29 protein-coding genes and 1 pseudogene are annotated in these 26417 nt (G+C 73.2%); 18 read left to right on the top strand and 12 right to left on the bottom strand.

Features of this window, described 5'->3' with window-relative positions:
- Window positions 1–54 precede the first annotated feature (54 nt).
- Window positions 55–285, top strand: a complete 231-nt coding sequence (locus tag SRB17_RS22345) for a response regulator transcription factor (RefSeq protein WP_153541542.1) — start codon at window positions 55–57, stop codon at window positions 283–285.
- Between the two features lie 124 nt (window positions 286–409).
- On the opposite strand, the gene SRB17_RS22340 is transcribed toward SRB17_RS22345, so the two are convergent.
- Window positions 410–2215, bottom strand: coding sequence for an alkaline phosphatase family protein (locus tag SRB17_RS22340; protein ID WP_194294099.1), 1806 nt, complete (start codon window positions 2213–2215; stop codon window positions 410–412).
- A 271-nt stretch (window positions 2216–2486) separates the two neighbouring features.
- On the opposite strand from SRB17_RS22340, the gene SRB17_RS22335 reads away from it, so the two are divergent.
- The 4 genes from SRB17_RS22335 to SRB17_RS45485 all read left to right on the top strand — a co-directional run bounded on the left by SRB17_RS22335 (window position 2487) and on the right by SRB17_RS45485 (window position 4976).
- Window positions 2487–2900 carry an SRPBCC family protein gene (locus SRB17_RS22335; protein ID WP_153541538.1) on the top strand — a complete coding sequence of 138 codons (414 nt, stop codon included), beginning with the start codon at window positions 2487–2489 and terminating at the stop codon, window positions 2898–2900.
- 143 nt (window positions 2901–3043) lie between these two features.
- Entirely contained in the window at window positions 3044–3778 is a 735-nt protein-coding gene (locus tag SRB17_RS22330) for a hypothetical protein (RefSeq protein WP_153541536.1), read from the top strand.
- Window positions 3775–4362, top strand: a complete 588-nt coding sequence (locus SRB17_RS45490; RefSeq protein ID WP_194294098.1) for a hypothetical protein — start codon at window positions 3775–3777, stop codon at window positions 4360–4362. The genes SRB17_RS22330 and SRB17_RS45490 overlap by 4 nt, the downstream gene beginning before the upstream one ends.
- Window positions 4359–4976 carry a PP2C family protein-serine/threonine phosphatase gene (locus tag SRB17_RS45485; protein ID WP_194294097.1) on the top strand — a complete coding sequence of 206 codons (618 nt, stop codon included), beginning with the start codon at window positions 4359–4361 and terminating at the stop codon, window positions 4974–4976. The genes SRB17_RS45490 and SRB17_RS45485 overlap by 4 nt, the downstream gene beginning before the upstream one ends.
- Window positions 4977–4978: 2 nt before the next feature.
- On the opposite strand, the gene SRB17_RS22320 is transcribed toward SRB17_RS45485, so the two are convergent.
- On the bottom strand, window positions 4979–5329 hold the full coding sequence (locus tag SRB17_RS22320; protein WP_153542355.1) for a DoxX family protein: 351 nt from the start codon (window positions 5327–5329) through the stop codon (window positions 4979–4981).
- A 73-nt stretch (window positions 5330–5402) separates the two neighbouring features.
- On the opposite strand from SRB17_RS22320, the gene SRB17_RS22315 reads away from it, so the two are divergent.
- From SRB17_RS22315 to hypA, 9 genes are all read left to right on the top strand, one after another.
- Window positions 5403–6299 (top strand): LysR family transcriptional regulator, encoded by an 897-nt coding sequence (locus tag SRB17_RS22315; protein ID WP_153541532.1) that lies wholly within the window; start codon window positions 5403–5405, stop codon window positions 6297–6299.
- A 211-nt stretch (window positions 6300–6510) separates the two neighbouring features.
- A complete protein-coding gene (locus SRB17_RS22310; RefSeq protein ID WP_228396198.1) occupies window positions 6511–8052 on the top strand; it encodes a hypothetical protein in 1542 nt (513 codons plus the stop codon).
- A gap of 144 nt (window positions 8053–8196) precedes the next feature.
- Window positions 8197–9285, top strand: coding sequence for a hydrogenase expression protein HypE (locus SRB17_RS22305; protein ID WP_153541530.1), 1089 nt, complete (start codon window positions 8197–8199; stop codon window positions 9283–9285).
- A 63-nt stretch (window positions 9286–9348) separates the two neighbouring features.
- Window positions 9349–11142: a nickel-dependent hydrogenase large subunit gene (locus tag SRB17_RS22300; RefSeq protein WP_153541528.1), complete on the top strand. Its 1794-nt coding sequence runs from the start codon at window positions 9349–9351 to the stop codon at window positions 11140–11142.
- Window positions 11135–11695, top strand: a complete 561-nt coding sequence (locus tag SRB17_RS22295; protein ID WP_153541526.1) for a NifU family protein — start codon at window positions 11135–11137, stop codon at window positions 11693–11695. Before SRB17_RS22300 ends, SRB17_RS22295 begins: the two co-directional genes overlap by 8 nt.
- Window positions 11692–12288 carry a DUF5947 family protein gene (locus SRB17_RS22290; RefSeq protein WP_323376094.1) on the top strand — a complete coding sequence of 199 codons (597 nt, stop codon included), beginning with the start codon at window positions 11692–11694 and terminating at the stop codon, window positions 12286–12288. Before SRB17_RS22295 ends, SRB17_RS22290 begins: the two co-directional genes overlap by 4 nt.
- Window positions 12289–12309: 21 nt before the next feature.
- Entirely contained in the window at window positions 12310–12516 is a 207-nt protein-coding gene (locus tag SRB17_RS22285) for a hypothetical protein (RefSeq protein ID WP_153541524.1), read from the top strand.
- Window positions 12517–12548: 32 nt separating this feature from the next.
- The gene (locus tag SRB17_RS22280; protein ID WP_153541523.1) at window positions 12549–12725 is read left to right on the top strand and encodes a hypothetical protein; all 177 of its coding nucleotides are present in this window, start codon (window positions 12549–12551) and stop codon (window positions 12723–12725) included.
- A gap of 7 nt (window positions 12726–12732) precedes the next feature.
- On the top strand, window positions 12733–13092 hold the full coding sequence (hypA, locus tag SRB17_RS22275) for a hydrogenase maturation nickel metallochaperone HypA (RefSeq protein WP_323376093.1): 360 nt from the start codon (window positions 12733–12735) through the stop codon (window positions 13090–13092).
- A gap of 20 nt (window positions 13093–13112) precedes the next feature.
- On the opposite strand, the gene hypE is transcribed toward hypA, so the two are convergent.
- The 8 genes from hypE to SRB17_RS22235 all read right to left on the bottom strand — a co-directional run bounded on the left by hypE (window position 13113) and on the right by SRB17_RS22235 (window position 22135).
- A complete protein-coding gene (gene hypE / locus SRB17_RS22270; RefSeq protein WP_153541520.1) occupies window positions 13113–14192 on the bottom strand; it encodes a hydrogenase expression/formation protein HypE in 1080 nt (359 codons plus the stop codon).
- Window positions 14185–15336 carry a hydrogenase formation protein HypD gene (hypD, locus tag SRB17_RS22265; RefSeq protein WP_323376092.1) on the bottom strand — a complete coding sequence of 384 codons (1152 nt, stop codon included), beginning with the start codon at window positions 15334–15336 and terminating at the stop codon, window positions 14185–14187. Before hypD ends, hypE begins: the two co-directional genes overlap by 8 nt.
- The gene (locus tag SRB17_RS22260; RefSeq protein WP_153541518.1) at window positions 15333–15623 is read right to left on the bottom strand and encodes a HypC/HybG/HupF family hydrogenase formation chaperone; all 291 of its coding nucleotides are present in this window, start codon (window positions 15621–15623) and stop codon (window positions 15333–15335) included. The genes hypD and SRB17_RS22260 overlap by 4 nt, the downstream gene beginning before the upstream one ends.
- A 3-nt stretch (window positions 15624–15626) precedes the next feature.
- A complete protein-coding gene (gene hypF, locus SRB17_RS22255; RefSeq protein WP_153541516.1) occupies window positions 15627–17978 on the bottom strand; it encodes a carbamoyltransferase HypF in 2352 nt (783 codons plus the stop codon).
- A complete protein-coding gene (hypB, locus tag SRB17_RS22250) occupies window positions 17975–18697 on the bottom strand; it encodes a hydrogenase nickel incorporation protein HypB (protein WP_153541514.1) in 723 nt (240 codons plus the stop codon). The genes hypF and hypB overlap by 4 nt, the downstream gene beginning before the upstream one ends.
- 72 nt (window positions 18698–18769) lie before the next feature.
- On the bottom strand, window positions 18770–19336 hold the full coding sequence (locus SRB17_RS22245; RefSeq protein ID WP_323376091.1) for a hydrogenase maturation protease: 567 nt from the start codon (window positions 19334–19336) through the stop codon (window positions 18770–18772).
- A complete protein-coding gene (locus tag SRB17_RS22240; protein WP_153541511.1) occupies window positions 19333–21039 on the bottom strand; it encodes a hydrogenase maturation protein in 1707 nt (568 codons plus the stop codon). Before SRB17_RS22240 ends, SRB17_RS22245 begins: the two co-directional genes overlap by 4 nt.
- Window positions 21040–21604: 565 nt before the next feature.
- Window positions 21605–22135 carry a hypothetical protein gene (locus tag SRB17_RS22235; protein ID WP_323376090.1) on the bottom strand — a complete coding sequence of 177 codons (531 nt, stop codon included), beginning with the start codon at window positions 22133–22135 and terminating at the stop codon, window positions 21605–21607.
- A 400-nt stretch (window positions 22136–22535) separates the two neighbouring features.
- On the opposite strand from SRB17_RS22235, the gene SRB17_RS22230 reads away from it, so the two are divergent.
- Both SRB17_RS22230 and SRB17_RS22225 read left to right on the top strand, forming a co-directional pair.
- Window positions 22536–22976, top strand: coding sequence for a DUF2267 domain-containing protein (locus SRB17_RS22230; protein WP_153541509.1), 441 nt, complete (start codon window positions 22536–22538; stop codon window positions 22974–22976).
- A gap of 191 nt (window positions 22977–23167) precedes the next feature.
- On the top strand, window positions 23168–23536 hold the full coding sequence (locus SRB17_RS22225) for an ANTAR domain-containing protein (protein WP_153541507.1): 369 nt from the start codon (window positions 23168–23170) through the stop codon (window positions 23534–23536).
- Between the two features lie 69 nt (window positions 23537–23605).
- Here SRB17_RS22225 and SRB17_RS22220 read toward each other — a convergent pair whose 3' ends face one another.
- Window positions 23606–23755 (bottom strand): hypothetical protein, encoded by a 150-nt coding sequence (locus tag SRB17_RS22220; protein ID WP_153541505.1) that lies wholly within the window; start codon window positions 23753–23755, stop codon window positions 23606–23608.
- Between the two features lie 357 nt (window positions 23756–24112).
- Between SRB17_RS22220 and SRB17_RS22215 the strand changes: the two genes are divergently transcribed.
- Window positions 24113–24781: a nitroreductase gene (locus tag SRB17_RS22215; RefSeq protein WP_323376089.1), complete on the top strand. Its 669-nt coding sequence runs from the start codon at window positions 24113–24115 to the stop codon at window positions 24779–24781.
- A gap of 145 nt (window positions 24782–24926) precedes the next feature.
- On the top strand, window positions 24927–26096 hold the full coding sequence (locus SRB17_RS22210) for an AI-2E family transporter (RefSeq protein ID WP_323376088.1): 1170 nt from the start codon (window positions 24927–24929) through the stop codon (window positions 26094–26096).
- A 155-nt stretch (window positions 26097–26251) separates the two neighbouring features.
- On the opposite strand, the pseudogene SRB17_RS48515 reads toward SRB17_RS22210, so the two are convergent.
- Window positions 26252–26356 (bottom strand): annotated as a pseudogene (locus tag SRB17_RS48515) (TetR family transcriptional regulator); the annotation flags it as partial.
- Between the last annotated feature and the right edge of the window lie 61 nt (window positions 26357–26417).

Genomic DNA, 26417 nt, shown 5'->3' with positions numbered 1-26417 from the left:
GCAACAAGGACAAAACACGCCAACCGGACAGACCTCTTGCCGGAGGACAGCACTATGAGCGCCACTCTCGCCACTCCGCACACCGAAGCCCCCGCCCCCACACTGGCTCCGCGCGAGCGCGAGACCCTCCGGCACATCGCCGCCGGCCGCACCTATCTCCAGACCGCCCGCCACATGGGACTGTCCACCCACACCGTGGACGCCTACCTGCGCCGTATCCGGGCCAAGCTCAACATCACCAACACCGCAGAGCTGACCCGGACGGCCATCGCCCTGGGCCTGTGATCCGCGGGAGCCACGCAGGCGGAAGGAGCAGCAGCCCACGGTGAGATCCGTGGGCTGCTCCGCCGGGCGACGAGGACGCGCGCGTGTGGGCCTGGACGCGCGGGCGCGTCCCCGTCGTGGCCGGTCAGCCGACGGTCACGGAGAACGGTCCGGCCAGGACCGAGTAGCCGTCGTCGGCGAGGTAGTACACGTCGTACGTGCCCGCTCCGTTCAGCTTGCCGGTCGAGAAGGTCAGGGCGCCGCTGGCGTTCGGGGCGTAGGACCAGGTGAGCGAGGACTGCTTGCCCGGGGTGACGCCCGCCGGATAGACGCCGATCCAGTTCTTGGCGTTCACCTGGGCCGCCGACGGCACCGAGTAGCGGAAGGTGACGTTGCCGCCGTCGGAGACCGCGTTCAGGTCGCCGGTGAGCGTCGGCGTGCTCGCGGTGGACGGGGCGAACGCGGCGTTGAGCGGCGTCGCGTAGGTGTCGTTGGCCGTGAGGCCGGGCAGGCCGAGGGCGGCTTCGACGGTGCGGCCGATGCCGTAGTGGTCGTAGTGCAGTGGGCTGCTGGTGCCGGCGGGGACGGTGCCCTGGGAGCCGACGACCGTGGTGACCACGTGGTTGTAGGCCTCGCTCTCGCTCTCGTCCCAGGTGAGGATCAGCAGCGAGCGCTGCTGGGTCCAGGCGGGAGAGGCCAGGACCGGGGCAAGGGTCTGCTTCAGCCAGCCGTCCTGGGTCTTCAGGCTGGTGGTGTTGCCGTTGCCGGAGGCCTCGCCGTCGTAGTAGTCGTCGGCGGCGATCCAGGAGAAGTTCGGTGTGGTGGCCGCGGACTTCAGGTCGGTGGTGAGCTGCGTGGTGTCGACCAGGTGGGCCGCGCAGCGCTGGGCGTCACCGCTGATGTCGGTGTAGTTGATGAAGGGCGCGTCGTCGGGCTCGTAGTAACTGTCGTTGTTGTTCTTGGTGTTGCAGGGGGTGCCCATGCCCTGCTCGTAGGCTTTCCAGGTCTTGCCGGCCGCCTCCAGGGTGTCACCGAGGTTGCGTTCGGGGGAGTTGATGTTCGGGAAGTAGGTGGCGCCCTTGGCGTAGGTGTCGCCGCCGGCTATGGCGAGGTAGTTCTCGTCGCTCGGGTGGTAGACGCCGTGGTGGTCGGTGAGTGTGGCGCCCTGGGTCATGAGGCTGTGCATGTACGGCGTGTCCGCCGGGTCGTTCATGACCTCGGAGTAGTCCGTGTTCTCCATCATGACCATGAAGACATGGTCGTAGCCGGGGACCTTGGAGACGGGCGGGGCGAGCGGGGCGGGCGCGGTGACCGGGGTGTCCAGGGTCAGGGAGAGGTTGTCGAGGTAGCCGGTCTCGTTGCTCGTCGACAGGAACTGCACCTCGACCTGGATGGAGCGGGTGCCGGCCGGGACCGCTCCCGTGGTGCTGCGCGAGAGGAACTTGGTGGCCAGGCCCCGGTCGCTCGCGGACACCGTGGGCAGCTTGGCGGCGGCGCCGACGGGGCGGCCGCTGCCGTCGTGGAAGTGCAGGCTGACCGCGACGTGGCCGCTGTAGGTGGTCCAGCCGCCGAGCCAGCCGGACAGGTCGTAGTGGACTCCCCCGCCGTCGATGGCCGAGGCGGCCGAGGAGACGTCGACGGTCTGCGTCATCGCTCCGTCGCCGAAGTTGCCGGGCCCGAAGAACGCCTTGCCCGGTGTCCGGCCGTCGCCGGGCAGCCCGAAGGAGGCGACGCTGTGGCACATGACGTCCGGGCCGCCGGCCTCGGTGGTCCAGCCGGGGACGGTGGTGGCGGCCGCCCAGTCGGAGGTGCAGGAGCCGCCGCTCTCCGCGTCGCCGTTGACGATGAGGTTGCCGCTGCTCCCTGCGGCCCCGGCGGGGGCGGGAGCGGCGACGATCAGTGCGCCCTGGAGGGCGAGAAGCCCGCCGAGGGATCTCCAGCGCAGTCGCATACGTGGTACCTCGTCCCGGTGGTGAGGATGCCGTGAAGGTTGGCGCCCGCACGGCCTGACTGTGCACAACGAACGGGATATGAGTAGTGGTCGTCGCTGTCCAACGGAAGAACCGCGACCAAACTTGACCAGACAAGTTCGCGGCAGATGCGGCCGGGGATCGCCGCGTGGGCCGTGGCGGGCTCCCCGGGAGCCGCCGATCGGGCTTTTCGGTCGCCGCCGATGGGGCACGCGGTCGGGGTACGACTTCCCAGCGGAGGGCGGTGCCACCATGACCGAGTACGAATGGTCCCGCACGATGCCCGCACAGCCCGAGCAGGTCTTCGACCAGGCGGCCAATATCGGCCGGCTCGACGCATGGCTCCCGGTCGCCCTGCACGTGGAGCCCGAGGACCCGCCCGCCGTCACGGTGCACGAGGACCGCTCCGGCCACGACATGGCCGCCCTGCTGCGGGCCCGGCCCGAGCAGATGCGCCTGGAATGGGGCACGCGGGAGCAGGACAGCTACACGGGCTGGCTGCAGGTGTCCGGCATCGGCAGCGGGGCCAGCGAGGTGACCGTGCACCTGTCGTTCTTCGACCCCGGTCACGACCCCGGCGAGGAAGCGGTGTTCGACGCGCTGGACGGCAGTCTGCGGCGCCTGGAGAAGCAGGTGCGCATGCGCGTCGACCACCCGGGCGGCTGAGGTGCCGGACCCGGTGCCGGAGCCCTGATCGCCTTCGCGTGCACGCCCAGGCGTACGCGCGGGGCCTCCCCGGACACACCGGGGAGGCCCCGTGCCGTACGGGCGCCCGTGGTGCAGCACCGCGGGCCGGTGACAGGCGGGAAGTGTCCGGGGCCTTCACGAGCCTCGCGACCTCGGGTGCGCGGAACCGGCGGCGACCGGAGATCGTGCTGGGCCTCGGCTTCGGGCTGGCGTGCAGCCTGCTGCTGTTCCCCGCCGTGCGCGTGCGGTCCGCCGAGCTGGCGCTGGAGGAGCTGCGCCTGCGGGTCGCCCGGCACCTCGACGGACTGGCCGACGCGGTCGTACGGCAGGAGTGGCCACGAACCGTGCTCGGCCCGGCCTGGGAGGACGACCTCGGCACGGCGCTTTCCCGCGCCCGCGCCGCCGTGGCCGAAGCGCACGAGAGCCTGCGCTGGAACGTCCGGCCGACGGCCCGGCGCCGCCCCTGGCACCTGGACGACCGGGTACTGCGCACGCTCACGGACGTGGCCGGGCACGTGACCGCGACGGGCCGGCTCCTCGACGCCCGCCCCGACGCGGCCGAGGGCTCCCGCGCCGGCTCCGCTTTCGCGCAGCCGTACGCCCGCCTGCTGCGCACGACCGCCCTGTGCGCCTACGACTGCCGGGGCGGCCGGCCGCACCCCGCCCTGCCCGCCGCACGACAGGCCCTCGCCCGGCTCGGCGCCCCCGGCTGCGATCCCCCCGACCGGGCGGGTACGGACCAGCACCTCCTGCGTCCCCTGGAGTCGGCCCTGACGTGCCTGTCGGCCCCCACACCCGCCCCGTCCGCCCGATCCCCCCGGCTCCTCGAACCGCTACGGCCCTCACCTGGACGATGACCTCTCACACCACCGACGTTCAGAACACCACCACCGGCCACACCGCGGGAACCGCGGGCCCGCAGCCCACGCCACGGCTGCCGGCGCTCCTCGGCCCCAGCACCGGCTCCCGCGCTCTCCTGGCCGCGACCCCCGTGCTGCTCATGGTGGTCGTCGCCCTCACCGATCTGCTCACCCCGGACTGGCTGCACGTCTCACCGGTGAGGGCCGCCGTCCCGGTGCTGGCCGCCGTGCTGCTCCCATACCGGGCGACGGCGGCGCTCGGCGGTGCCGCGCTCGTGATCACGGCGCTGCTCCAGTGGGACGCCGGCAGCTGTGGACACCCGGACGCGGACGTCACGCTCGGCAGCCTGTTCGTGGTCGGACTGACCTCGCTGGCCGCGTGCTCCCTGCGGCAGCGCCGGGAACGGCAGCTCCGCCAGGTCCGCTCCGTCGCCGAGACCGCGCAGCGCGCCCTGATGCACCCCCTCCCGCCGCGCATCGGCTCGCTCGCCCTGAGCGGTGTGTATCGCCGGAGTCGGAGGCGCGCATCGGCGGCGACTTCTACGAGGCGCTGCCCACGCCGTACGGCACCCGGATCGTGATCGGCGACGTACGGGGCAAGGGCCTGGAAGCCGTCGGCGCCTCAGCCACCCTGCTCGGCGCCTTCCGTGAACTGGCCTGCAAAGAGCCGTCGTCGACGAAGGTGGCGGAGCAGCTGGACGAACGGGCGCGCCGGCACATCGCCGCGCTGGACGGCACACCGGAGGGCGGTGAGCCCGGCGGCACCGGTACGTGCGCCCTGTTCACGGAGCGGTTCGCGACGGCGCTCCTGGTGGAGTTCCCGCCCGGCGAGGCGGTGGCCCGCATCGTGCACTGCGGCCACCCCGAGCCGTACGTCGTCCACGCCGGCGAGGTACGGCCGTACGAGCCCGACCGGCCCGGCGCACCGCTCGGCCTCGGCGATCTGCTGGCCGTGCCGCCCGTGGCCCAGACCGTGCCGTTCGTACCGGGCGACCGTCTCGTGCTGTACACCGACGGGTTCATCGAGGCCCGCGACCGCCGTGGCCGCTTCCACGACCTGGCCGCCCCTGTGCAGTCGCATGCCGGCCGGTCGCTGGAGGCGATGGTGGCGGCCCTGCGCCGCGACCTCCTGCACCACGGCCACGGCGACCTCGGGGACGACGCGGCCCTGGTCGTCCTGGAGCGGCTGCCGTGAGGTCACCGGACGGCCGCCAGGGACAGCGCGCCCGCCGCCAGGGCGAGGAACAGGCTCGGGAAGGCGATGTTGTGGAGCACCCGCGCCCGCACATGGGCGATCACGGCCCCGACGTAGAACAGCACCAGTCCGGTGCCGGCCGCGAGGCCCAGGGGGCGTGCGCCGAGCAGTCCGAGGAGCAGCCCGGCCGCGCCCGCCGCCTTGAGCACGGCGAGGGTGGGGATCCAGGCGGAGGGCACGCCGACCTCGGCCGAGTTGGCGAGCACGAATCGCGCCTTCGCGAGGTCGGCCGCCGCGATGCCCGCGTTGGCCAGGACGGCCGCACAGGTGACGGTCACATAGGCGATGTCCATGGCACTTTCCATGGCTCCACCCTCCCCGGCAGGCCACCGTGACGTCCAATACCAGCATCTATAACGTGGAGGAATGGATGTCGACACGCGTCTGCTGCGCTCCTTCCTCGCGGTCGCCGAGGACGGCAGCCTCACCCGGGCCGCCGAGCGCGTGTTCGTGTCCCAGCCGGCCCTGACCAAGCAGATCCGGCAGTTGGAGACCCAGCTCGGCGTACGGCTCTTCGACCGCTCCCGTGCCGGCATGGCACTGACCGACGCGGGCCGTGAACTCGCGCGCAGGGCGCCGGAGGTGCTGGCCTCCTGGGACGACGCGCTGCGCGCCACGAAGGCCGCGGACCGGCAGGCCGCGCGGGTCCTGCGCGTGGGGTTCATGGCGAGCGGGGCCAACGAGGCGACACAGGAGATCGTCGCCGAGTTCGCCCGGCGCCGGCCCGGTTGGCGCGTCGAACTCCGGCAGGCCGCCTGGTCGAACCCGAGTGCCGGGCTGGTCGACGGCGAGGTGGACGCGGCGCTGCTGCGGCTGCCCTTCCCGGGCCAGGCCGACGTTCGGGTGGAGGTGCTGTTCAGCGAGGCGCGCTGGGTGGCGCTGCCGAGCGGGCATCCGCTCGCCGGGCGCGCCGGACTCGCCTTCCGGGAGCTGTGGGACGAGCCGTTCGTCGCCGCGCCGGAGGAGACCGGCGCCTGGCGTGACCACTGGCTGGCCGCCGACGAGCGCGAGGGCCGGCCGGTCCGCGTCGGCGCGGTCACCGAACAGCCCGACGACTGGCTGAGCGCCATCGCCAACGGGTACGGCATCGCCCTCGCCCCCGAGTCCGCCGCGCGGTTCTACTCCCGCCCCGGCGTGGTGTACCGGCCGGTCACGGGAGTGAGCCCGACGCGGGTGGGCGTGGCCTGGGCGCGGGCCGACGACCGCAATCCGGTCGTCCAGGACTTCGTCCACTGCTGCCTGGACCTCGCGCGACAGGCGTGAGGGGACGCGGCGGCGACGCGGTGCGCTCCAGCTGCCAGTACCACGTCACCACCTGGGCCGGCGCAGAACAGGTGCGCGACCCCGCCGGGTATCGCTCGGCGCCCCTGTCCCCTGGGCGGCGCAATGGCGGTGCGTCGGACGAGCGAGGAGCCGTGACCGGTGTGACGGTAGTGAAAGGAATGGTCGAGTGCACCGGTGACGAGGAGGCGGCATGTCGGACCGGGCCGGCGTGGACGGCGGGGGGCACGCTGCCGTGCTGGACGAGGGCGTCGGCACGTCCTGCGGTGTCTTCGAGCGGGTCGGTGCGGTCGCGGACGCCGTGCTCTACGAGGGGTACCTGCTCTACCCGTACCGCCGGTCCTCGCCGAAGAACCGGGTGCGCTGGCAGTTCGGCGTGCTGCTGCCCCGCGACTGGGTCGAGCGGGACGGGCCGGTCACGCCGGGGATCTCCGGGTCCGCGGACTCCTGGTACCAGCAGACCGAGTGCCTGCTGCGCGTACCGCGCGCCGACACGGTCGTACGGGTGCGGGTGCGCTGGCTCCAGATGCAGCACAAGCAGGTCGAGACGGCCGGCCCGGACGGACGGTACCGCCCGGTCGAGTGGTTGCGGGCGGCCGACGGTGCCACACATCTGTCGTTCGAGGAGGCGGTGCCGCGCGAGACCGAACTGGTGCTGCCGCTGCGGGAGTTGCTGCTCGGCGGTCGCACCGCCGTGGTGGGTGCGGCCGCCGGCACGGATGCCGAGGCACTGCCGGACGGGGCCGGTCGGACGGTACGGCGGCGCCGGGAGGTGCGGGCCGTCACGACGGTCGAGGCCGAACCGCTCGCGCCGGAGCTGTACCGGTTGCGGGTGCGCACCGAGAACACCGGCGAGGTGACGGACCCGCGGGCCCCGCGCACCGAGGCACTGCGGCAGGCGCTGCTCGCCACGCACACCCTCGTCGGCGGGGACGGCCTGGAGTTCGCCTCCCTGATCGATCCGCCGCGCGATCTGGCGCAGCACGCGCGGGGCTGCCGGAACGCGTTCACGTTCCCCGTGCTCGCCGGCCCGCCGCAGCAGGGTACGACGGGCGCCGTCATGCTCTCCGCCCCCATCATCCTCCCGGACTGGCCCCAGGTGGCGCCGGAGAGTCCGGGCGATCTGCACGACGCGGCGGAGATCGACGAGATCCTCACCCTGCGCACGATGCTGCTGACCGACGAGGAGAAGGCCGAGGCCCGGGCCACCGATCCACGGGCGGCGGAGATCCTCGACCGGGTCGACAGCATGACCCGGGAGGTCTTCTCCCGGCTGCACGGCACCATCCGGTCCCTGGCTCCGGCGCAGACCCGGTCCGCCGCCGAGCGGCCCGCCTGGTGGCAGGAGCCTGGCGACGACGGCCCGTCCCCGGCGACCGACACGGTGCTCGTGGACGGCGTGCCCCTCGGCGGTGGCAGCCGGGTGCTGCTGCGTCCGCGCGTCCGGGGCGCCGACGCCCAGGACATGTTCCTGGACGGACGCACGGCCCGGGTCTCCGCCGTCCTGCACGACGTGGACGGCAGCGTGCACCTGGCCGTCACCGTGGAGGACGATCCCGCGGCCGAACTGCACGGCTGGTACGGCCGTTTCCACTACTTCCGGCCCGACGAGGTCCAGCCGCTCGGTGACTCCGACGCGCCGGGTCCGGTCACCGCACCCCGGCCGCAGTCCCCGCGGCCCCCCGAGCGTCCGGCCGACCGGCCGGAGGAGGGACGGTTCGATGGTTGCCCCTGAGGCGCCGCGGCAGGACCGCCCGACGGCCGGGCGGTTCCTTTGCGACCGCGCCGCCGCCCTCGGCCGCCCCACGGCCCGGACCCTCGTGGCCCCGGCCGCCCCCTACGACCGACTCCGAGACCGGCAGCGACGGAGGCCGCAGCGATGACCACACAGAGCGGTACCACCGATGTCCACGGCGAGCCCAGCGCGGCCGAGGCGCGGAAGGGATTCGACGAGATCACCATCCTCTGGATCTCGGAGGGCATGAGCTGCGACGGCGACACCGTGTCGCTGACCGCCGCCGGCCAGCCCTCCATCGAGGACGTCGTGCTGGGCCTCATCCCGGGCCTGCCGAAGGTGAACCTCGTCAACAAGGTGCTCTCGCCGAGCCTGGGCGGCGAGGACTTCCTCGCCCCGTACCGGGCCGCGGCACGGGGCGAGCTGGAGCCGTTCATCCTCGTCATCGAGGGTTCGGTCCCGAACCAGAACATCATCCGGGGCGACGGCTACTGGACGTCCTTCGGCAACGACCCCGACACCGGTGAGCCGCAGACGCTGAACTGGTGGATCGACCAGCTCGCGCCGAAGGCCTGGGCGGTGGTGGCCGCGGGGACGTGTGCCACGTTCGGCGGTATCCACGCCATGGCCGGCAACCCGACCGGCTGCATGGGTCTCGCGGACTACCTGGGCTGGGACTTCAAGGCGCGGTCGGGGCTTCCGGTGGTCAACGTGCCCGGCTGTCCCATCCAGCCGGAGAACTTCATGGAGACCCTGGTCTGGGTGCTCCAGCACGCGGCCGGCGCCGCTCCCCCGCCGCCGCTGGACCACATGCTGCGCCCGCAGTGGCTGTTCGGGAAGACCGTGCACGAGGGCTGCGACCGGGCCGCGTACTACGAGCAGGCCGACTTCGCGAGGGACTACAACTCCCCCAAGTGCCAGGTGAAGGTCGGCTGCTGGGGCCCGGTGGTCAACTGCAACGTGCCCAAGCGCGGCTGGATGGCCGGCATCGGCGGCTGCCCGAACGTCGGCGGCATCTGCATCGGCTGCACGATGCCCAGCTTCCCGGACGCCTTCATGCCGTTCATGGACGAGCCCCCGGGCGGCACGCTGTCGACCATGCTCGTCAAGCCGTACGGAGCCGTCGTCCGCCGGCTGCGCGGGCTGACCAACGACGTGGTGAACCACGAGCCCAAGTGGCGCCACAACAAGCGCAAGCTGACCAGCGGCTACGACCCGCACTGGCGTGCCTGACGCCGTCCGTCCCCGTCCCGCCACAAGTCCGCCCGACCCGAACAGCGAGGGGCAGTACCGCAGATGACCACCACCGAGTCCCGGCCCACGGAACGTAAACCCGCCCAGATCGTCGACATGTCCTGGGATCCGATCACCCGGATCATCGGCAACCTGGGCATCTACACGAAGATCGACTTCGCCAACCAGGAAGTCGTCGAGTGCCACAGCACCTCGTCGCTCTTCCGTGGCTACTCGGTCTTCATGAAGGGCAAGGACCCGCGTGACGCCGGGTTCATCACCTCGCGGATCTGCGGCATCTGCGGCGACAACCACACCACCTGCTCCAACTACGCCCAGCAGATGGCCTACGGCGTCAAGCCGCCCAAGCTGGCCGAGCACATCACCAACCTCGGCGAGGCGGCGGAGTACATCTTCGACCACACGATCTTCCAGGACAACCTGGTCTTCGTGGACTTCTGCGAGGCGATGGTCAAGGCCACCAACCCCGGTGTCCTGGCCCGCGCCGAGCGCACGGACGCGCCCCGCGGGGACGTCCACGGCTACCGCACGATCGCCGACATCATGAAGGCCTTCAACCCCTTCGAGGGCGAGGTCTACAAGGAGGCGCTGAAGGTCAGCCGGATCACCCGGGAGATGTTCTGCCTGATGGAGGGCCGGCATGTGCACCCCTCCACGATGTACCCGGGCGGTGTCGGCACGATGCCGCAGCCGAACACCTTCACCGACTACCTCAGCCGCCTGATGCGCGTCATCGACTTCGTCAAGAAGGCGGTGGCGATGAACGACGACGTCTTCGACTTCTTCTACGAGGCCCTGCCCGGCTACGAGGAGGTCGGCAAGCGCCGCATCCTGCTGGGCTGCTGGGGTGCCTTCCAGAACCCGGACGTCGTCGACTACCGCTACGCGACGATGAACGAGTGGGGCCGGGCGATGTACGTCACCCCCGGCGTCGTCGTGGACGGCAAGCTGGTCACCAACAACCTGATCGACATCAACCTCGGGCTGCGCATCATGCTGGGCAGCTCCTTCTACGAGGACTGGGTGAACGAGGACCCGTTCGTCACCCACGACCCGCTCGGCAACCCCGTCGACATGCGCCACCCGTGGAACCAGACGACCGTCCCGGTGCCGCAGAAGCGGGACTTCGACGGCAACTACAGCTGGGTGATGAGCCCACGCTGGTACCACCCCGAGACCGGTGAGCATCTCGCGCTCGACACCGGAGGCGGTCCGCTGGCCCGGCTGTGGTCCACCGCGCTCAGCGGACTGGTCGACACGCCGTACGTCAAGGCGACCGGTGGCGGCATCCGCATCACCCTGCCCAAGGGCGAGAAGCTGCCGGAGACGACTCTGGAGTGGAAGATCCCGAAGTGGAGCAACACCCTCGAACGGGACCGCGCCCGGCCGTACTTCATCGCCTACGCCGCCGCCATGGCCCTGCAGTTCCTGGAGGAGGCCATGGGGATGCTCAGGAGCGGCGACACGAAGGTGTTCGAGAACTTCGAGGTGCCGGACGAGTCGATCGGCTGCGGCTTCCACGAGGCGGTGCGCGGGGTCCTCTCCCACCACCTGGTGATCCGGGACCGGAAGATCGCCAACTACCATCCGTACCCGCCGACCCCGTGGAACGCCAGTCCGCGTGACAGCTACGGGACCCCCGGCCCGTACGAGGACGCCGTCCAGGGTCAGCCGATCTTCGAGGAGAACGGGCCCGACGACTTCAAGGGCGTCGACATCATGCGCACCGTGCGCAGCTTCGACCCGTGTCTGCCGTGCGGCGTGCACATGTACATGGGCAAGGGGAAGACCCTGACCACCGTGCACTCGCCCACGTACGGGGCCAACCATGGCTGACACCGCCGTACGGCTGCCGGACCCGGCGGTGGAGGCGCGGCTCGCCCGGCTCGACGAGCTGCTGGCCGGGCTGGAGTCCGCTCCGGGCCCGGCCCTGGAGGCGGTGCGGCTGCTGACGGAGGTCTACGGCGAGGCCCTCGCCCGGGTGCTGGACCACGCGGACGAGCGGCTGCGGGAACGGCTCGCCGACGACGAGCTGCTCGGCCATCTCCTGGTCCTGCACGCCGTCCACCCGGAGCCGGCGGAGCTCAGGGCCGCCCGCGCGGTGGAGAAGCTGCGGCCGGCGGTGCGCGAGCGCGGCGGCGACCTGGAGTGGGCCGGGGTCGACGGTCAGGTGGCCCGGGTGCGGCTGTCCTCGGGCGGCGGGTGCGGTTCCGGGTGCGGCGGCGGCTCGTCGGACGTCGTCGAGGCGGTCCGGGCGGCGGTGCTGGCCGTCGCTCCCGAGCTGACCTCCGTGGAGACGGTGCCGGGGGGCGCCGAGCGGAAGCCGGCGCCCGCGTTCGTACCGCTGAGCACGATCAGGCGCCGGGCCGTGCCCGAGGAGGCGGGGTGAGGATGGACGGAGCGCTCGCCCGGGTCATCCGCTCCGCCGCGGACCGCGCGGCGACGGCCGAGGCCGAGGTCTGCGAGATGTGCGCCGCCCGCCTGGCCGTGGAACACCCCCACCTGTACGACACGGGTGACGCCGAGGTGCGGTGCGTGTGCGGCCCCTGCTCGGTGCTGTTCGCCGACAACGGGGCGGGCGAGGGCCGCTACCGGCTCGTGCCCCGGCGCCGGCTGCGGCTGCCGCCGGTCGACACGGGGGTGCTGGGCGTCCCGGTGGGTCTGGTGTTCTTCGTGCCGCGCTCCGACGGCACGGTCACCGCGCAGGGGCCGAGCCCGGCCGGGGCCATGCGCTGGGAGGTGGACGCACAGGCGTGGCAGCGGCTGGCCGCCGCGGTTCCCGAGCTCGCCGCCGTGGCACCCGACGTGGAGGCGCTGCTGGTGAACACCGTGCGCGGCCTCGACGAGCACTGGATCGTGCCGGTCGACGACTGCTACCGGATGATCGCCCTGGTCCGCCGCGAGTGGCGGGGCCTCTCCGGTGGCGGGCGGGTCTGGCCGGCCGTAGAACAGTTCTTCAGGGAGCTGACCGAACGGTCGTGAGGACCTGGAAGGAGAACCGACATGGGCAGCATCCGAGTGGGCCGCCCCCAGGCGAAGCCCGACACCCCGAGCCACGTGCCCGGACTGCACCAGGGCAACAAGGGCCCGTACCAGCACCAGCCCGGACACCACAAGGACGGCAGCTCCGACGCGCGCCGCTCCACCGGTATCCACTCGAAACGGCATGACGCCCTGGTGCAGGACATGCCGAACATCTCGCCGGGATGAGACAGCAGGAACGGACCGCCATGGAGGTCGGCATGAAACGAAGGACCGCACGGACCGGGATGTCCGGGCGACAGCTGCTCGTCGTACAGGCGGCCATGATCGGCGGCCTGGCCATGACCCTGTTCGTCCGCGAACTCCCGGGGATCGTCCGCGAGTTGCGCATCTACCGGATGACCGGTGGGCTGCGGGCCAACCGCCGGTATCCCTGAGCCTGCCGTGCACGAGCTGTCGATCGCGACCGCGATCGTGGAACAGGCCGGCGAACTCGCCCGCGCGGACGGCGCGGACGCCGTCTCGGCGGTGACCGTCCGCGTGGGCGAGCTGGCCGGCGTCGTGCCCGACGCGCTGCACTTCGCCTTCGAGGTGGCCCGTGAGGGCAGTACGGCGCTGGCGGCGGCCGAGCTGGTCGTCGAGCAGGTCACGGCGCACGCCTACTGCGCGCCGTGCGCGGAGGAGTTCGCGGTGGGCGTGCCGCCGTTCTTCTGGTGCCCGCGCTGCGACCGGCCCTCGCAGGAGCTGCGCAGCGGGCGGGAGCTGGAGATCACGGGAGTCGAACCGGTCCCGGCCCCGCGCTGACGGCGGGGCCGGGGGTCCGCTCAGCAGATGCGGGGCAGCTGCTCGCCCAGCGGCAGGTCCACCACCCGGGTGCCGCCCAGAGCGGTGGCGACGACGACCATGCCCGGGTGCTCCGCCACGCACTCACCGATGCGGGCGGCGCCGGCGCCCTGCGGGTGCGCCCGCATCGCCGCCAGGACGGCCTCCGCGTGTTCCGGGGGCACGAAGGCGACCAGCCGGCCCTCGTTGGCGACGTACAGCGGGTCCAGGCCCAGGAAGCCACAGGCGTTCGCGACCTCGTCCGGGATCGGGACGGCCCGGTCCTGCAGCCGCACTCCGGTGCCGGAGGCGCGGGCGATCTCGTTCAGGGACGCGCCGAGGCCGCCCCGGGTCGGGTCGCGCAGGACGTGGATGTCCCGCGTGACCGCCAGCATGGCCGCCACGAGGTCCGCCAGGGGCGCGGTGTCGGAGGCGATCTCGACGCCGAACTCCAGCCCCTCCCGCACGCTCATGATCGCCACGCCGTGCAGGCCGATCGGGCCGCTGACGATCACGGCGTCGCCGGGCCGGGCGCGCTGCGGGCGGATGTCGACGCCGTCGGGGACGAGGCCGACGCCGGCGGTGGTGACGTAGACGCCGTCGCCGTGTCCGGACTCCACGACCTTGGTGTCGCCGGTGGCGACGGTGACGCCCGCCGCCTCGGCCGCCGCTCCGATGGCCCGCGCGACCCGGCCGACGACGTCCAGCTCCACGCCCTCCTCCAGCACGAAGGCCGTGGACAGGTAGGCGGGCCGGGCGCCGCTCATCGCCAGGTCGTTGACCGTGCCGTTGACGGCGAGGTCGCCGAGGCTGCCGCCGGGGAAGAACAGCGGCCGTACGACGTAGGAGTCGGTGGAGAAGGCCAGCCGGACGCCGCCCAGGTCGAGGACGGCCGAGTCGGTGAGGGCGGCCAGGGTGGGGTTGCCGTAGGCGGGGGCGAAGACCTGCTCGATCAGCTCGGCGGACAGGGCGCCGCCTCCACCGTGCCCCATGACGACGACCGGCTGGTCGCGCAGGGGGGCGGGGCAGGTCCAGTCGGCGGGGTCGACGACCGCCGTTTCGGGGGTGGCGAGGTCAGCCAACGGGGTTCATCTCCTCCTGCGAGCCCTGCGGGATGCGGGATCCCTGTGCTGCCGGGGTGTTCATCCGGCGGTACAGGTAGTAGGCCGCGCAGGCGCCCTCGGTGGAGACCATGGTGGCGCCGAGCGGGGTGCGCGGGGTGCAGGCCTTGCCGAACGCCTCGCACTCGGTGGGCTTGATCAGCCCCTGCAGCACCTCGCCGGCGCGGCACACGGCGGGCTCCTCGGTGCGGATGCCGGTGACGTCGAAGCGGTGTTCGGCGTCGAAGTCGCGGTATGCGTCGGACAGCCGCCAGCCGCTGTCGGGGATGCGGCCGATACCGCGCCAGTTGCGGTCGGTGATCTCGAAGACCTCCTCCAGCATGCGCAGGGCGGCCGGGTTGCCCTGCTCGCGCACGGCACGCTGGTAGGCGTTCTCCACCCGGTGCTCGCCGCGCTCCAGTTGGTGGACGGCGCGGCGGATGCCCTCGAGGATGTCCAGCGGCTCGAAGCCGGTCACGACGATCGGCACCCGGTGCTTCTCGGCCAGTTCGGGGTACTCGGCGGTGCCCATGACGCTGCACACGTGCCCGGCGGCGAGGAAGCCCCGCACCCGGCATTCCGGTGCCGTCATGATGGCCCCGATGGCGGGTGGGACCCGGACGTGGGAGACCAGCAGGCTGAAGTTGTCGATGCCCAGGCGGCGGGCCTGGTGGACGGCCATGGCGTTGGCCGGGGCGGTCGTCTCGAAGCCGATGGCGAAGAACACGACCTGGCGGCCCGGGTTCCTGCGGGCGAGGTCGAGCGCGTCCAGCGGTGAGTACACCACGCGGACGTCACCTCCCTCGCCCTTGACCCGGAACAGGTCCCGGTCGGTGCCGGGCACGCGCAGCATGTCCCCGAAGGAACAGAAGATCACCTCGGGCCGGGCGGCGATCTCCAGGGCCTTGTCGATGACGTCGAGCGGCGTGACGCACACCGGACAGCCGGGACCGTGGATCAACTCGACGTTCTCCGGCAGGAGTTGGTCGATGCCATGGCGGATGATGGAGTGGGTCTGCCCACCGCAGACCTCCATCAGCGCCCAGGGCCGGGTGACCGTGGTGCGGATCTCGTCCAGCAGCCGGCGCGCCAGCTCGGGGTCGTTGAACTCGTCGATGTACTTCACCGGACCTCACTCCCGCTCTCCTGCCGGGCCGCCTGCTCCCAGGCGTCCCCGAACTCCTCTTCCAGCAGCCCCAGTTGATGGAACAGCTCCAGGGACGCCCGGGCCGACTCCTCGTCCAGGCGCTGCAGGGCGAAGCCGACGTGGACGATGACGTACTCCCCCACCCGGACATCGGGCAGGTACTCCAGACACGCCTGTTTGCGCACTCCGCCGAAGTCGACCAGCCCGGTCAGGGGGTCGGCGCTCCGGTCGATGGACACGACCTTGCCGGGCACTGCCAGACACATGGGTCACTCCGTCTCGTGGTTGGTTGCTGTCCCCGCGACCATGAGCTGACCGAGCGCCAGCCCTCCGTCGTTCGGGGGTACTTCGCCGTGCCGGAGCACCGTGAAGCCGTCCCTGCCCAGCAGCGCGGCGCACTCCTCCTCCAGCAGGCCGTTGGCGAAGACGCCTCCGGTGAGGGCGACCGTGGTCAGGCCGGATGCGGCGCGGGCGCGGTGGCAGATCTCGGCGACGGCGAGCGCGACCCCCCGGTGGAAGCGGCCCGCCAGGACCGGTGCGGGGGTGCCGCGCCGCTGGTCCGCGAGCAGGGTCCTGAGCATCGGCGCGGGGTCGCAGGCGAGGACGCCCGCGCCGGTGATGTCGAAGGGGTACGCCACCGCGTCCGCGTCCCCGGCCTCCAGCGCCGCCGCCTCCAGCTCCATCGCGGCCTGCGCCTCGTATCCCGCGCGATGGCAGACACCGACCAGCGATGACACCGCGTCGAAGAGCCGCCCCATGCTGGACGTCGGCACGCAGGCCACCTGGCGGTCCAACTGCCGTCTCAGTGTGGCGAGTTCCAGGTCCGGGCAGGCGGTGACGCTCGGCAGGTCCGGTGCCCAGGGCAGTCCGGCCGCCCACAGCCGGGCCAGCGCCAGCCGGCAGGGGTTGGCCACCCCGGCGTCTCCGCCGGGCAGCGGGGCGGGGGTGAGGTGGGCGAAGCGCCGGTAGCCGGTGTAGTCGGCGAGCAGGATCTCGCCGCCCCACACGGTGCCGTCGTCGCCGTATCCGGTGCCGTCGAAGGCGACTCCGATCACCGGCGTGGTGCCGTCCAGGCCGTGTTCGGCCATCGCCGAGGCGATGTGGGCGTGGTGGTGCTGGACCAGCCGCAGGGAGCCGTCTCCCGTCCGGGAGGCGCGGTGGCGGGCCCGGCGCGTCGAGTGGTAGCCGGGGTGCCGGTCGGCCGCGACCAGGGCCGGGGTGACGCCGGTCAGCCGGGTCAGGTGCCGCTCGGCGCGCTCGGCGGCCTCCTGCGTGGCCAGCACGCCCATGTCGCCGATGTGCGGCCCGAACCACGCGTGCTCGCCCTCGGCCAGGCACAGGACGTTCTTCAGGTCGCCGCCGACCGCGAGCACGGGCGGTACGGGCACCGGGAGCCGCAGCGCGCGGGGGACATGGCCGCGGGAGCGTCTGAGGACCTGTTCGGTGCCGTCCGGGCGGACCCGCAGCAGGGAGTCGTCGCACGGCGAGGCGATGGGCCGGTCGTGGGCGAGCCAGGCGTCGGCGAGACCGGCGAGCCGGGTCAGGGCGTCTGCGTCGTCGGTGACGATGGGTTCGCCGGAGCGGTTGCCGCTGGTCATCACCAGCATCCGGGGGCCGGGCGGATCGCCGGGCAGGCCGAACAGCAGGGTGTGCACGGGGGTGTAGGGCAGCATCACGCCCACGTGCGGGCTGCCCGGGCAGACCTGGCCGGCGAGGCGGAGGCCGTCCGGTTCGGTGCGCCTCGGCAGCAGGACGATGGGGCGCCGGGGGCTGGTCAGCGCGGCCCGTTCGGCTGCGGAGAGGACCGCGATCCGCTCGGCGGTGGCGAGGTCGGCACACATCACCGCGAAGGCCTTGCCGCCGCGTTCCTTGCGGTCGCGCAGGGCGGCCACGGCTCGCTCGTCGGTGGCATCGCAGGCCAGGTGGTAGCCGCCGACGCCCTTGACGGCGACGATCCGCCCGGCGGCCAGCAGCGCCCGTGCCGTGGCGAGGGCGTTCGCGTCCCGGGCCGGGCGGAGGCCGCCGAGGGCCGGGATCAGGGTGAGCCGCGGCCCGCAGTCGGCGCAGGCGACCGGCTGGGCGTGGAAGCGCCGGTCGGCGGGGTCGCCGTACTCGTGGGCGCAGGACGGGCACATCGGGAAGGCGGCCATGGTCGTGGCCGCACGGTCGTAGGGCATCCCGGTGGCGATGGTGAAGCGCGGGCCGCAGTGGGTGCACGTGACGAACGGATGCCGGTACCGGCGGTCGGCCGTATCGGCCAGTTCGCGCAGGCAGTCGGCGCAGGTCGCGGTGTCGGGCGGCAGCTGGGTGCGGCCGCCGGCCCGCTCGGTGGAGCGGATGGTGAAGGGGCTCGTGTCGCCGGTGGCGGGCAGGTCCTCGCCGGCGATGCCGCTCACGGTGGCCAGGGGCGGCGGCTGCTGGGCCAGCAGGGCGCAGAAGCGGTCGACCTGGTCCGCCGGGCCCTCGATCTCGACGATCACGCCGTCGCCGGTGTTGCCGACGAATCCGGCGAGGCCCAGGCCGTCGGCCAGCCGGTGCACGTACGGCCGGAAGCCGACCCCCTGCACGGTGCCGCGCACCGTGAGCCGGCGGCGGACCAGGCCGGTCGCGGGGGCCGTCATACGGCGGGGGCGGGCGCGGTGTGGTGGTGGCCGTGCGGATGCGGCGCGAGGGGTGGGCGGTGGAGCGCGCCGTCCCGGGCGGCGAGGGCGCGGTCCAGGAGGGCGCCGACACCGACGCCGGTGCGGGCGCAGGACCGTACGATCTCCACGCCCGGATTGACCCGGTGCACGTTCGCCCGGAAGCCGCTCTCGTCGAAGCCGGCCGGCTCGGCGAGGTCCGTCTTGGTGATCACGACGAGATGGGCGGAGCCGAACGCGGTCGGGTACTTCAGCGGCTTGTCCTCGCCCTCGGTGACCGCCATCAGCACCACCCGCAGGGTCTCGCCGAGGTCGTACGCGGCCGGGCAGACGAGGTTGCCGACGTTCTCCACGAAGAGCACGGAGGTGTCCGCGGGCAGCCAGCCCGCCAGCCGGGCCCGCACCTGACGGGCCTCCAGGTGGCACAGCCCGTCGGTGAGCACCTGCTGCACGGGCGCACCGGACCGGGCGAGCCGTACCGCGTCGTTCTCGGTGGCCAGGTCCGCGGTCAGCGCGGCCACCGGCACGCCCCGCTGCACCGCGCGGGCCAGGACCCGGGCGAGGAGTTCGGTCTTGCCGCTGCCGGGGCTGGAGAGCAGATTGACGACGGTCACACCCTGCCGGGCGAGGTCGCCGCGCAGCTCCGCGGCCAGGTCGTCGTTCTTCGCCAGGACGGCTTGCTTGACGTCGGACCGGCACATGGGCGCTGCTCCTCGGATACGGCGATGGGGCTCGGCCGCGTCCCTGCGGCGCGGGCTCCACCGATCTTCCGCTCAGCCTCCCGCCGTGCCGGGCAGCGCAGCCGGGCGGCCGGGCCCGGATTCCACCGGGCGGCCCAACGGCGGCGCGGGCGCGCCGGGGTCGGCGAGCAGGGCCGGGATCAGCGTGTGGAGCGCGTCCACGGCCCGGTCGACGGCTTCCCGGACCGGCGTGGTGAGCCCCGGCAGGAGGTCCTCGTCGCCGGTCGGCAGCAGCGCGGGCTCGCAGGCCAGGACGAGCACCCGGGGCAGGGGCTCGTCGCCGAGGTGCGTGGCGAGGGCGAGCACCTTCGCGGGGTCCATGCCGTGCGCCTCGGGCACGACGCCGCCGTCGGGCGGTTCGGCCTCGATCAGGGAGAGGGTGCCCGGGTGGTGGCCGCGCCGCGCGGTGTCCACCAGGACGGCGGTGTCGTACCCGTCGAGCAGGTCGTAGGCGAGGTCCATGCCGCGGATGCCGTAGTCGTGGACCCGCACCTCGGGCGGCAGTGGACGCGGTTCGAGGGCGCGGATCACCTCGGGGCCGAAGGCGTCGTCGGCGAGGAAGATGTTGCCGACGCCGGCCACCAGCAGTCTCGGCGTCACCGGAGGACTCCGGCGGGCGCGGTCAGGGGCCGGGGTGAGCCGGACGGTGTCTTGCGGACGAAGGCGGAGCGCAGGGCGTGGTAGGGGGCCTCGGGGTCGTGGAAGATGGTGTGCATGCGGGCCAGTTCCTCCTCGCGGTAGGCGGCCGGCGGGCGTTCGTGTTCCTTCGCGGCGCGGGCGGACTTGGCGGCGATTCGCGCGTCCAGGAAGGGTGAGGAGGCGAGTTCGGCCGCCAACTGCCGGACCGCCGCGGGGAAGTCGCCGGGCGCGGCCGGTACGAGTCGGTCCACGAGCCGCAGCCGCTCGGCGGACGCGGCGCTGACGGGCAGGGCCTCGGTGGTCAGCCGGTGGGCGACCTCCGCGCCGACGCGGCGCGGCAGGGTGTACGTCCAGAACTCCGAGCCGTACAGACCCATGCGCCGGTAGTGCGGGTTGAGGACGACGCCGGTACGGCACCACACCTCGTCGGCGGCGAGGGCGAGCATGGCGCCGCCGGCCGCCGCGTTGCCGGCGAGGGCGGCCACGACCAGCCGGTCCGTGGTGCGCAGCACGGCCTCGACCAGGTCGTCCATGGCGTTGAGGTTGATCCAGGACTCCTGGGCCGGGTCGGGGGCCGCCTCGATGACGTTCAGATGGATCCCGTTGGAGAAGAAGTCGCGGTCCCCGCCGAGCACGAGGACGCGGGTGGGCCGGGAGAGCGCGTGCTCGTAGGCGGCGAGCAGCCGGCGGCACTGGTCGGTGCTCATCGCGCCGCCCGGGAAGGAGAAGCCGAGGAAGCCGATGTCGCCGAGCTGCCGGTAACGGATGTCGGTCCAGGTCCGCCGGTCGTGCGGCAGCTCCAACGGGACGGGGGATTCCGGGAGTTCGAGGGCGGGTTCCCAGGCGGCGAGCACGGAGGCGGCGGGGCGCCGGAAGGGCGCCGGGTCGCCGGAGTTCCTGCGGGGGCGGAGTTCCGGGATCCAGACCGCGCCGTCGCGGGTGGCCCGGCAGACGCCGCCCGCGCGCTGCGCGAGGAGTTCGCCGGGGCGGCCGCGCAGCCGGTCCTCGGGGTGCCCGCCGTGCAGGAACACCTCCCGGCCGAGGAGTTCGTCCAGGACGCCCGGCTGCGAGTCGGCGCCGCGGAGTTTACACAGAATCGTTTCGGTGTCGTCCCGCTCCCAGTCGATGCGCCGGCGCCCCCGGCGGAAGGCGTCGCGCCAGACCACCCTGACCGAGTCGTCGGTCTGCGGACGCGGTTTGTAGGCGCCTTCGGCGTAGCGCCGTACGGCGGTGAGGACAGCGGTGACGGCGGCGTCGGAGGCCTCGTTGCGGTACAGATCGCTCTTGCCGACGGGCGGTACCGGGAACGGCTCCGCCGCCCAGATCGGGCCCGCGTCCATCGCCGCCTCGGCCTGCAGGACCGTCACGCCCCACTCCGGCGCCCGCTCCGCGATGGCCCAGTCCAGCGAGGACGGGCCACGGTCACCGGGCGGACCCGGATGCACGATCAGACAGGTGTGTGCGCGCCACACGTCCTCGGGCAGCGCCGTCCTGAGCATGGGCGCGATGACCAGTTCCGGCCGCAGTTCCCGTACGGCGTCCCGCACGGGGTCGGTGCCCTGTGCGGCGAGGACGACATCCACGCGGTGCCCGTGGTCCGTCAGTTCCGCGTACATGCGCTGGGTGAGGCTGTTGAACGCGCTGGCGACGAGCAAAATGTCCATGACACGGAATGGTCGTCCCTCGCGGGGGTGGCGTGAAGTACCGCCGCGCCGTTTTGTCCGCCTCCGTCAGGTCTCTTCCTCCATCCGGATCTCTCGGCGTTCTTCAGCACAGCGAGGAGCAGCAGGGTGCCCGCGGTCATGGACTCGCCCGCCGGCAGGAGCAGTTCGGGCCTCAGGTGCGCGACGCGCGCGGCGACGAAGAAGCCGATGAGGAGCAGGGAGAAGAGGAAGAACACCGGCGAGCTGGTGAAGTGGGGGCGTACTCCGCGAACTGCTCGAACCCGGCCGCGGCCTTTCCCGCCGCGATGCACGGGGTTCTTGAAGGCCATGGCCGGGCCTCACCTCGCGGCGGTCGGGACCGGCCCGCGGGGCGCCGGGCCGCCCTCCGGCGACCTCGGCCACGGCCCGGATCCGGCACGGACCGCCATGCCGTCCCCTCGCACGCGCATCGCCCTCTCCTGCCTGCCGTCGCCCGGAGCCGGCGGACCGCCGGCAGACCCCGGATCAGCTCCGCAGCACCCCCGCGAGGGAACACGGCACCGGGCCGGTCCGGCGGATCGCGGGCTCAGGCGGCGAGGGTGCGGCCCGGTCCGAGGCGGTCCAGGAGCTGGTCGAGGTGGAGCTCGGACACGGGGGCGAGGAGGTCGGGGTGCCGCAGCAGGGCGGCGGCGCGCCGGTCGCCGTCGTCCGGAGCGAGCAGGCGCCGGAACTCGGCCGGGGAGCCGGGGCCGTGCTCGCCCTCGGCGAGCGCGGCGACGGCCAGGCCGGCCAGCTCGGGATCGGTGAGCAGACCGGCCGCCCAGCTGGCCACGACCTCGTCCACCCAGGTCCGCCAGGCCCAGTCGCCGTCCGCGCCCTCCTCGACGGTGCGCTCGGCGCCCGTGATCCAGTCCAGACGGGCGGTGCCGCCGGGGCCGGCCATCGTGACCAGCGCCGCGTCGATATCGGTCGGATAGCGCAGCCGTGCGGCGACGGTCGCCGCCTGCCGGGCCTGCGCCTCGCACAGCGCGGAGGCCAGGGCTCCGCCGCTCGGCGGATAGGCGACCGTCAGCCAGCGCGCCGTCGCTGCGATGAGGGGGGACAGATCAGTGAGCACAGCCGGGCCGTCCGGGATGCGAGGGGGAACAGGGGTTCGACGCCACGGTAGCCCGGCACCGGGCAGGACCGGGAGAGCGTGCGAACCAGGTCATATGTGGCATCGCCCACGCCGGCCCGGCGCCGGGGTGTCCGCCTGCCTCGGGAGGTTCCGCCGTGGAAGCCTGCTGTCCTGTCCGTTCTGCACCTCCGCCCGGACCGCCCGCACCCTGGTGTGCTCCTACGCGGCCGCACCCGGCTCACCCGTCGGGTACCGGCGGCGACGACCGGGGTACTCGGCCGGGGCCGCGGGAGGCCCGGCCGGCACCGGTGACGGCGCCGCCGGCCGGCGGGACTGCCGCCCGGCCCGCGGCGAGGAAGGCATCGCACCGTCAGGACTTCGTGAGGAAGGAACCGTCCTCATGCACCACGACGAGATGATCGGAAAGGTGCAGGCGCTGGCCCAGCTGCCGGACCGGGGTTCGGCCGAGCGGGCCGCGCACGCCGTCGTGAGCACGCTGTCGGAGCGGCTGCCGTCCGGGCTGGCCCGGCATGTGGCCGCACAGCTGCCACCGGACATGGCGGCGGCCATGCGGGAGGCGGCCGACGCCTCGGCCGGGGCCGACTCCGGCGTGTCGGGCGAGCGGTTCGGGCTGACCGTCTTCGCCGGACGCATCGCCGACCGGGCGGGCACCGACGAGGACACGGCCCTGCGGGAGGCCGCCGCCGTGATGGAAGTGCTCGACGCCGCGCTGGCCCCGGAGCTGACCGAGCGGATGGCCGGCGCCCTGCCCGCGGACATCCGTGACCTGCTGCCGGTGGGCCGGGCGGCCGAGACCGGCCGCATCGGGCGGGAGGCGTGAGAACGCGCCGTCCGTACCGCGCCGGCGCACCCGAGCGGTCCCGAAGTGGCGGGGCCGACGCACGGATGTTCCCGCCCAGCGGCACGGCCCGTGCGGCAGGGCGGTGCCGCGCGCTGCTGGTTCAATTGGTGTGCAAGCGCCCATCGAGGGCAGGCGTGGCAGTGACGCCTCCCACCCGGCAAAGGTGCTCCATGACCTTCTTCGCCCTCTCCCGGCAGCATCCGCTGGTCCTGCTCTCCTCGACCGAACTCGCCGCGGAGTACGACCGGCTGGTGACCGAGAACGAGCAGTTGCGGCAGGCCGTGTCCTCGCACGCGGTGATCGACCAGGCCATCGGAGCCGTACTCGTCCTCGGGCGGATCGCCCCGGAAGAGGCCTGGCGGGCTCTGCGGGACGTCTCCCAGCGCACCAACACCAAACTGCGGACGGTCGCCGAGCACATCCTGGACTACGCCCAGGGCGGCACCCTCCCCGAACCGGAGCGGATCGAGCTCGGCAAGGCGATCCTCCGCTACCGTCGGTGCGCTGGCCTGGACGAGCACACGACAAGGGGCCAGTGAGCGCCTGCCCGCAAGGGATCACCTGCCCGCAAGGATCGCCTCCCGCAGGGATCGTCCGCCCGCCACGGATCAGTGGCGGCCCACCCTCAGCCGGCGGTGCCGGTGCGGCCTGGTGTGCCGGGCCGTCGGGGGGTGCAGGATCCATCGGTCCTCCACCTGGTCCAGGCCGAAGAGCAGGACGGTGAGGACGGGGAGCACCAGCAGGGCGATGGTGATCACTGGAGACTCCCTCTGCCGACGACGACTCTCCGGGTGCCCCGCACCGCCCTGAATACCCGCAGCGGCTGTGAAGGTCCCGTGAGCACTTTCTGCCGGCGCCGGCCGCCGACGAGGATCTGATGCGCAGGCGCGCAGGTGGGGCCGCCGAGTCCAGCGGGCGTCCGGAGGGGGGACATGTGGAGGCCGGGGTCGGCCGGGAGGTGGCGGGCGGGCGTGGCGCACCGCCGGCCGGAGTCCTGTCGTACCGGCTCGTGACCCGTACCTTCGCCGACGGCCCTTCGCCCCCTTCCGGTCACATCCGCCGGCCGGCCTGCGTCAATGCTGTCGACGGCGGAGTCGGCCCGGAGGGCATGCAAGGTGGACGTGTACGAGGCGGTGGCGAGCCGGCGCGCGGTGCGGGCCTTCAGGGACGAGCCGGTCCCGCGTGCGGCGCTGGAGCGGGTCCTGACCGCAGCCGCACGCGCACCCTCGGGCGGCAATCTCCAGCCGTGGCGCATCTACGTGCTCACCGGTGCCCCGCTGGCCGAGCTGAAGAAGCGCACCGGAGAACGTGCGGCGGCCGGTGACCCCGGGGACGAGCGGCAGTACCGGATGTATCCGCCGGAGCCAAAGTCCCCGTACCGGGAGCGGCGGTCCGCGGCGGCCGCCCAGCGTTTCGGGGCACTGGGGATCCGGCGCGGGGACGCGGAGGCCCGCCGGACGGCCGTCGCGGCGAACTGGCGCTGTTTCGGAGCCCCGTGTCTTCTGCTGTGCTACATCGACCGGGACATGGGCGCGGCGCAGTGGGCCGACCTCGGGATGTATCTGCAGACGGTGATGGTGCTGCTGCGCGCCGAGGGGCTGCACAGCTGTGCGCAGATGGCGTGGTCGGTGTATCACCGGACGGTCGCTGAGGTGGTGTCGCCTCCGGAGGAGCTGATCCTGTTCGCGGGTGTGTCGATCGGCTTCGAGGATCCGTCGGCGCCGTTCGCCCGCATCGACCGGGTGCCGCTCGGGGATACCGTCACGTTCCTCGGCGACGCGTAGGGCGAGGACGATCCGGCCGTGAAACGCCCCCGTCCGGGGGAAGCCGCGCGCGGGTGCGTTGCGCGCGCCCCTCTCGCGACGTGCGCTTACGGTTCTGTACATATGACCCGACCGTCATCAGAGGTGACGGAGAGGAGCCGGAGCGGTGGTGGGCGATGCGCGTCGGCGAGCGGCCGGGCCGGACGGCCGGCGCCGCAGCGGACGGGTGCTGGGCAGCCGGCCGGCGTACACCGTTCGGCTCCCGGCGGTCCCGCGCAGCGAGCCGGTGCCGGCCGCCGAGCGGACGGTGCCGTGGCTGCGGGTCGGGGCGGCCTACGCCTGGCGGCTCATCCTCGTCGGGGTCGTCGTCTACGGCGTCTTCAGCATCCTCGGCAGCTTCCAGCTCGTCGCCGTGGCCCTCTTCCTCGCGCTCGTCGTCACCTCCGTGCTGCGCCCGCTGACGGACCTGCTCAACCGGTTCCTGCCCCGGCCCCTGTGCGTCGCCGTGGCGCTGCTCGGCAGCATCCTGCTCCTGATGGCCCTGCTCGCCCTGGTGGGCAACGCCGTGGCGGGCGAGTCGGGCCGGCTGGCGGGTGAGTTCCGGGGCGGGGTGCACCGCATCGAACAGTGGTTGCAGCGGCCGCCGTTCCGGCTGAGTCCCGGCCGGCTGTCCGAGCTGGAGAACCAGGTGACGCACTATGTGACCGCGCACCGGTCCAGCCTGCTCAGCCGTGCCGTCAGCGGGCTGAGCCGGGTGGTCGAGCTGGTCACCGGGGGCGCGCTCGCGCTGTTCGCCTCGGTGTTCTTCATCCACTCCGGCGAACGCCTGTGGCGCTGGATGCGCGACCAGCTGCTGCCGATCGGCGCTCGTCCGGCGTGGGACCGTGCGGGGTGGGCCGCCTGGCGGGCCTTCGCCGGATACACGCGCGGCATCATCATCGTGGCCGCGACCAACGCCGTGCTCGTCGGTATCGCGCTGCTCGTGCTGCGGGTGCCGCTCGCGCTGCCGCTGACGCTGCTGGAGTTCTTCGCCGCGTTCGTGCCGCTGGTGGGCTCCCCGGTCGCGCTCGGTGTCGCCACGATCGTCGCGCTGGCCGGGCGGGGCCCGCTGACGGCGGTGGCGGTGCTGGCGCTGATCGTCGTGATCGGCCAGCTGGAGGGGCATGTGCTGCATCCGCTGGTGATGAGCTGGGCCGTACGACTGCATCCGCTCGTCGTCGCGATCTCGGTGATCGCCGGCAGCATCATCGCCGGGGTGATCGGCGCCGTGGTGGCCGTGCCGCTGGTATCGGTGGTGTGGGCGGTGCTGCGCGCCCTGCGTGCGGTGCCGCCGTGACCCGGGCCCACATCGACTGCCGTGCTCCTCATCGGACATGACACCGATCCGCACAGGGTCGTGCCGCCGGCGCCGCCGTCGTCGTACCGCCCAGCGCAGGGCTGCCGCCGGGAGTCCGCGGATCGCGTCCTCCGACACGCTCCCGCCGTTCACCAGTTCTCGCGCGGCACCAGGATCTCGCGCAGTTCGGGATGGCGCGCGCTCTCGACGGCGCACGCGTAGCCCGCCGGGGAGCGCCGGCGCCCGTCCCCGGCGAGCCTCGCCGCGTGGACCCGGCGAGTCCGGCCACCACTTCGCCGGTGGGGAGGGCTGGCAGGGCGA

Source organism: Streptomyces sp. RB17 (assembly GCF_009604455.1).
In the GTDB taxonomy this organism is placed as follows: domain Bacteria; phylum Actinomycetota; class Actinomycetes; order Streptomycetales; family Streptomycetaceae; genus Streptomyces.
This window is presented reverse-complemented; position numbering and strand designations above follow the sequence as displayed.

Excerpts from the sequence above, each read along its gene's own strand:
- SRB17_RS22345 (WP_153541542.1), top strand. The coding sequence starts at position 55 with ATGAGCGCCACTCTCGCCACTCCGCACACCGAAGCCCCCGCCCCCACA.
- SRB17_RS22340 (WP_194294099.1), bottom strand. The coding sequence starts at position 2,215 with ATGCGACTGCGCTGGAGATCCCTCGGCGGGCTTCTCGCCCTCCAGGGC.
- SRB17_RS22335 (WP_153541538.1), top strand. The coding sequence starts at position 2,487 with ATGACCGAGTACGAATGGTCCCGCACGATGCCCGCACAGCCCGAGCAG.
- SRB17_RS45490 (WP_194294098.1), top strand. The coding sequence starts at position 3,775 with ATGACCTCTCACACCACCGACGTTCAGAACACCACCACCGGCCACACC.
- SRB17_RS22320 (WP_153542355.1), bottom strand. The coding sequence starts at position 5,329 with ATGGACATCGCCTATGTGACCGTCACCTGTGCGGCCGTCCTGGCCAAC.
- SRB17_RS22315 (WP_153541532.1), top strand. The coding sequence starts at position 5,403 with ATGGATGTCGACACGCGTCTGCTGCGCTCCTTCCTCGCGGTCGCCGAG.
- SRB17_RS22310 (WP_228396198.1), top strand. The coding sequence starts at position 6,511 with ATGTCGGACCGGGCCGGCGTGGACGGCGGGGGGCACGCTGCCGTGCTG.
- SRB17_RS22305 (WP_153541530.1), top strand. The coding sequence starts at position 8,197 with ATGACCACACAGAGCGGTACCACCGATGTCCACGGCGAGCCCAGCGCG.
- SRB17_RS22300 (WP_153541528.1), top strand. The coding sequence starts at position 9,349 with ATGACCACCACCGAGTCCCGGCCCACGGAACGTAAACCCGCCCAGATC.
- SRB17_RS22295 (WP_153541526.1), top strand. The coding sequence starts at position 11,135 with ATGGCTGACACCGCCGTACGGCTGCCGGACCCGGCGGTGGAGGCGCGG.
- SRB17_RS22285 (WP_153541524.1), top strand. The coding sequence starts at position 12,310 with ATGGGCAGCATCCGAGTGGGCCGCCCCCAGGCGAAGCCCGACACCCCG.
- SRB17_RS22280 (WP_153541523.1), top strand. The coding sequence starts at position 12,549 with ATGAAACGAAGGACCGCACGGACCGGGATGTCCGGGCGACAGCTGCTC.
- SRB17_RS22260 (WP_153541518.1), bottom strand. The coding sequence starts at position 15,623 with ATGTGTCTGGCAGTGCCCGGCAAGGTCGTGTCCATCGACCGGAGCGCC.
- hypF (WP_153541516.1), bottom strand. The coding sequence starts at position 17,978 with ATGACGGCCCCCGCGACCGGCCTGGTCCGCCGCCGGCTCACGGTGCGC.
- hypB (WP_153541514.1), bottom strand. The coding sequence starts at position 18,697 with ATGTGCCGGTCCGACGTCAAGCAAGCCGTCCTGGCGAAGAACGACGAC.
- SRB17_RS22240 (WP_153541511.1), bottom strand. The coding sequence starts at position 21,039 with ATGGACATTTTGCTCGTCGCCAGCGCGTTCAACAGCCTCACCCAGCGC.
- SRB17_RS22230 (WP_153541509.1), top strand. The coding sequence starts at position 22,536 with ATGCACCACGACGAGATGATCGGAAAGGTGCAGGCGCTGGCCCAGCTG.
- SRB17_RS22225 (WP_153541507.1), top strand. The coding sequence starts at position 23,168 with ATGACCTTCTTCGCCCTCTCCCGGCAGCATCCGCTGGTCCTGCTCTCC.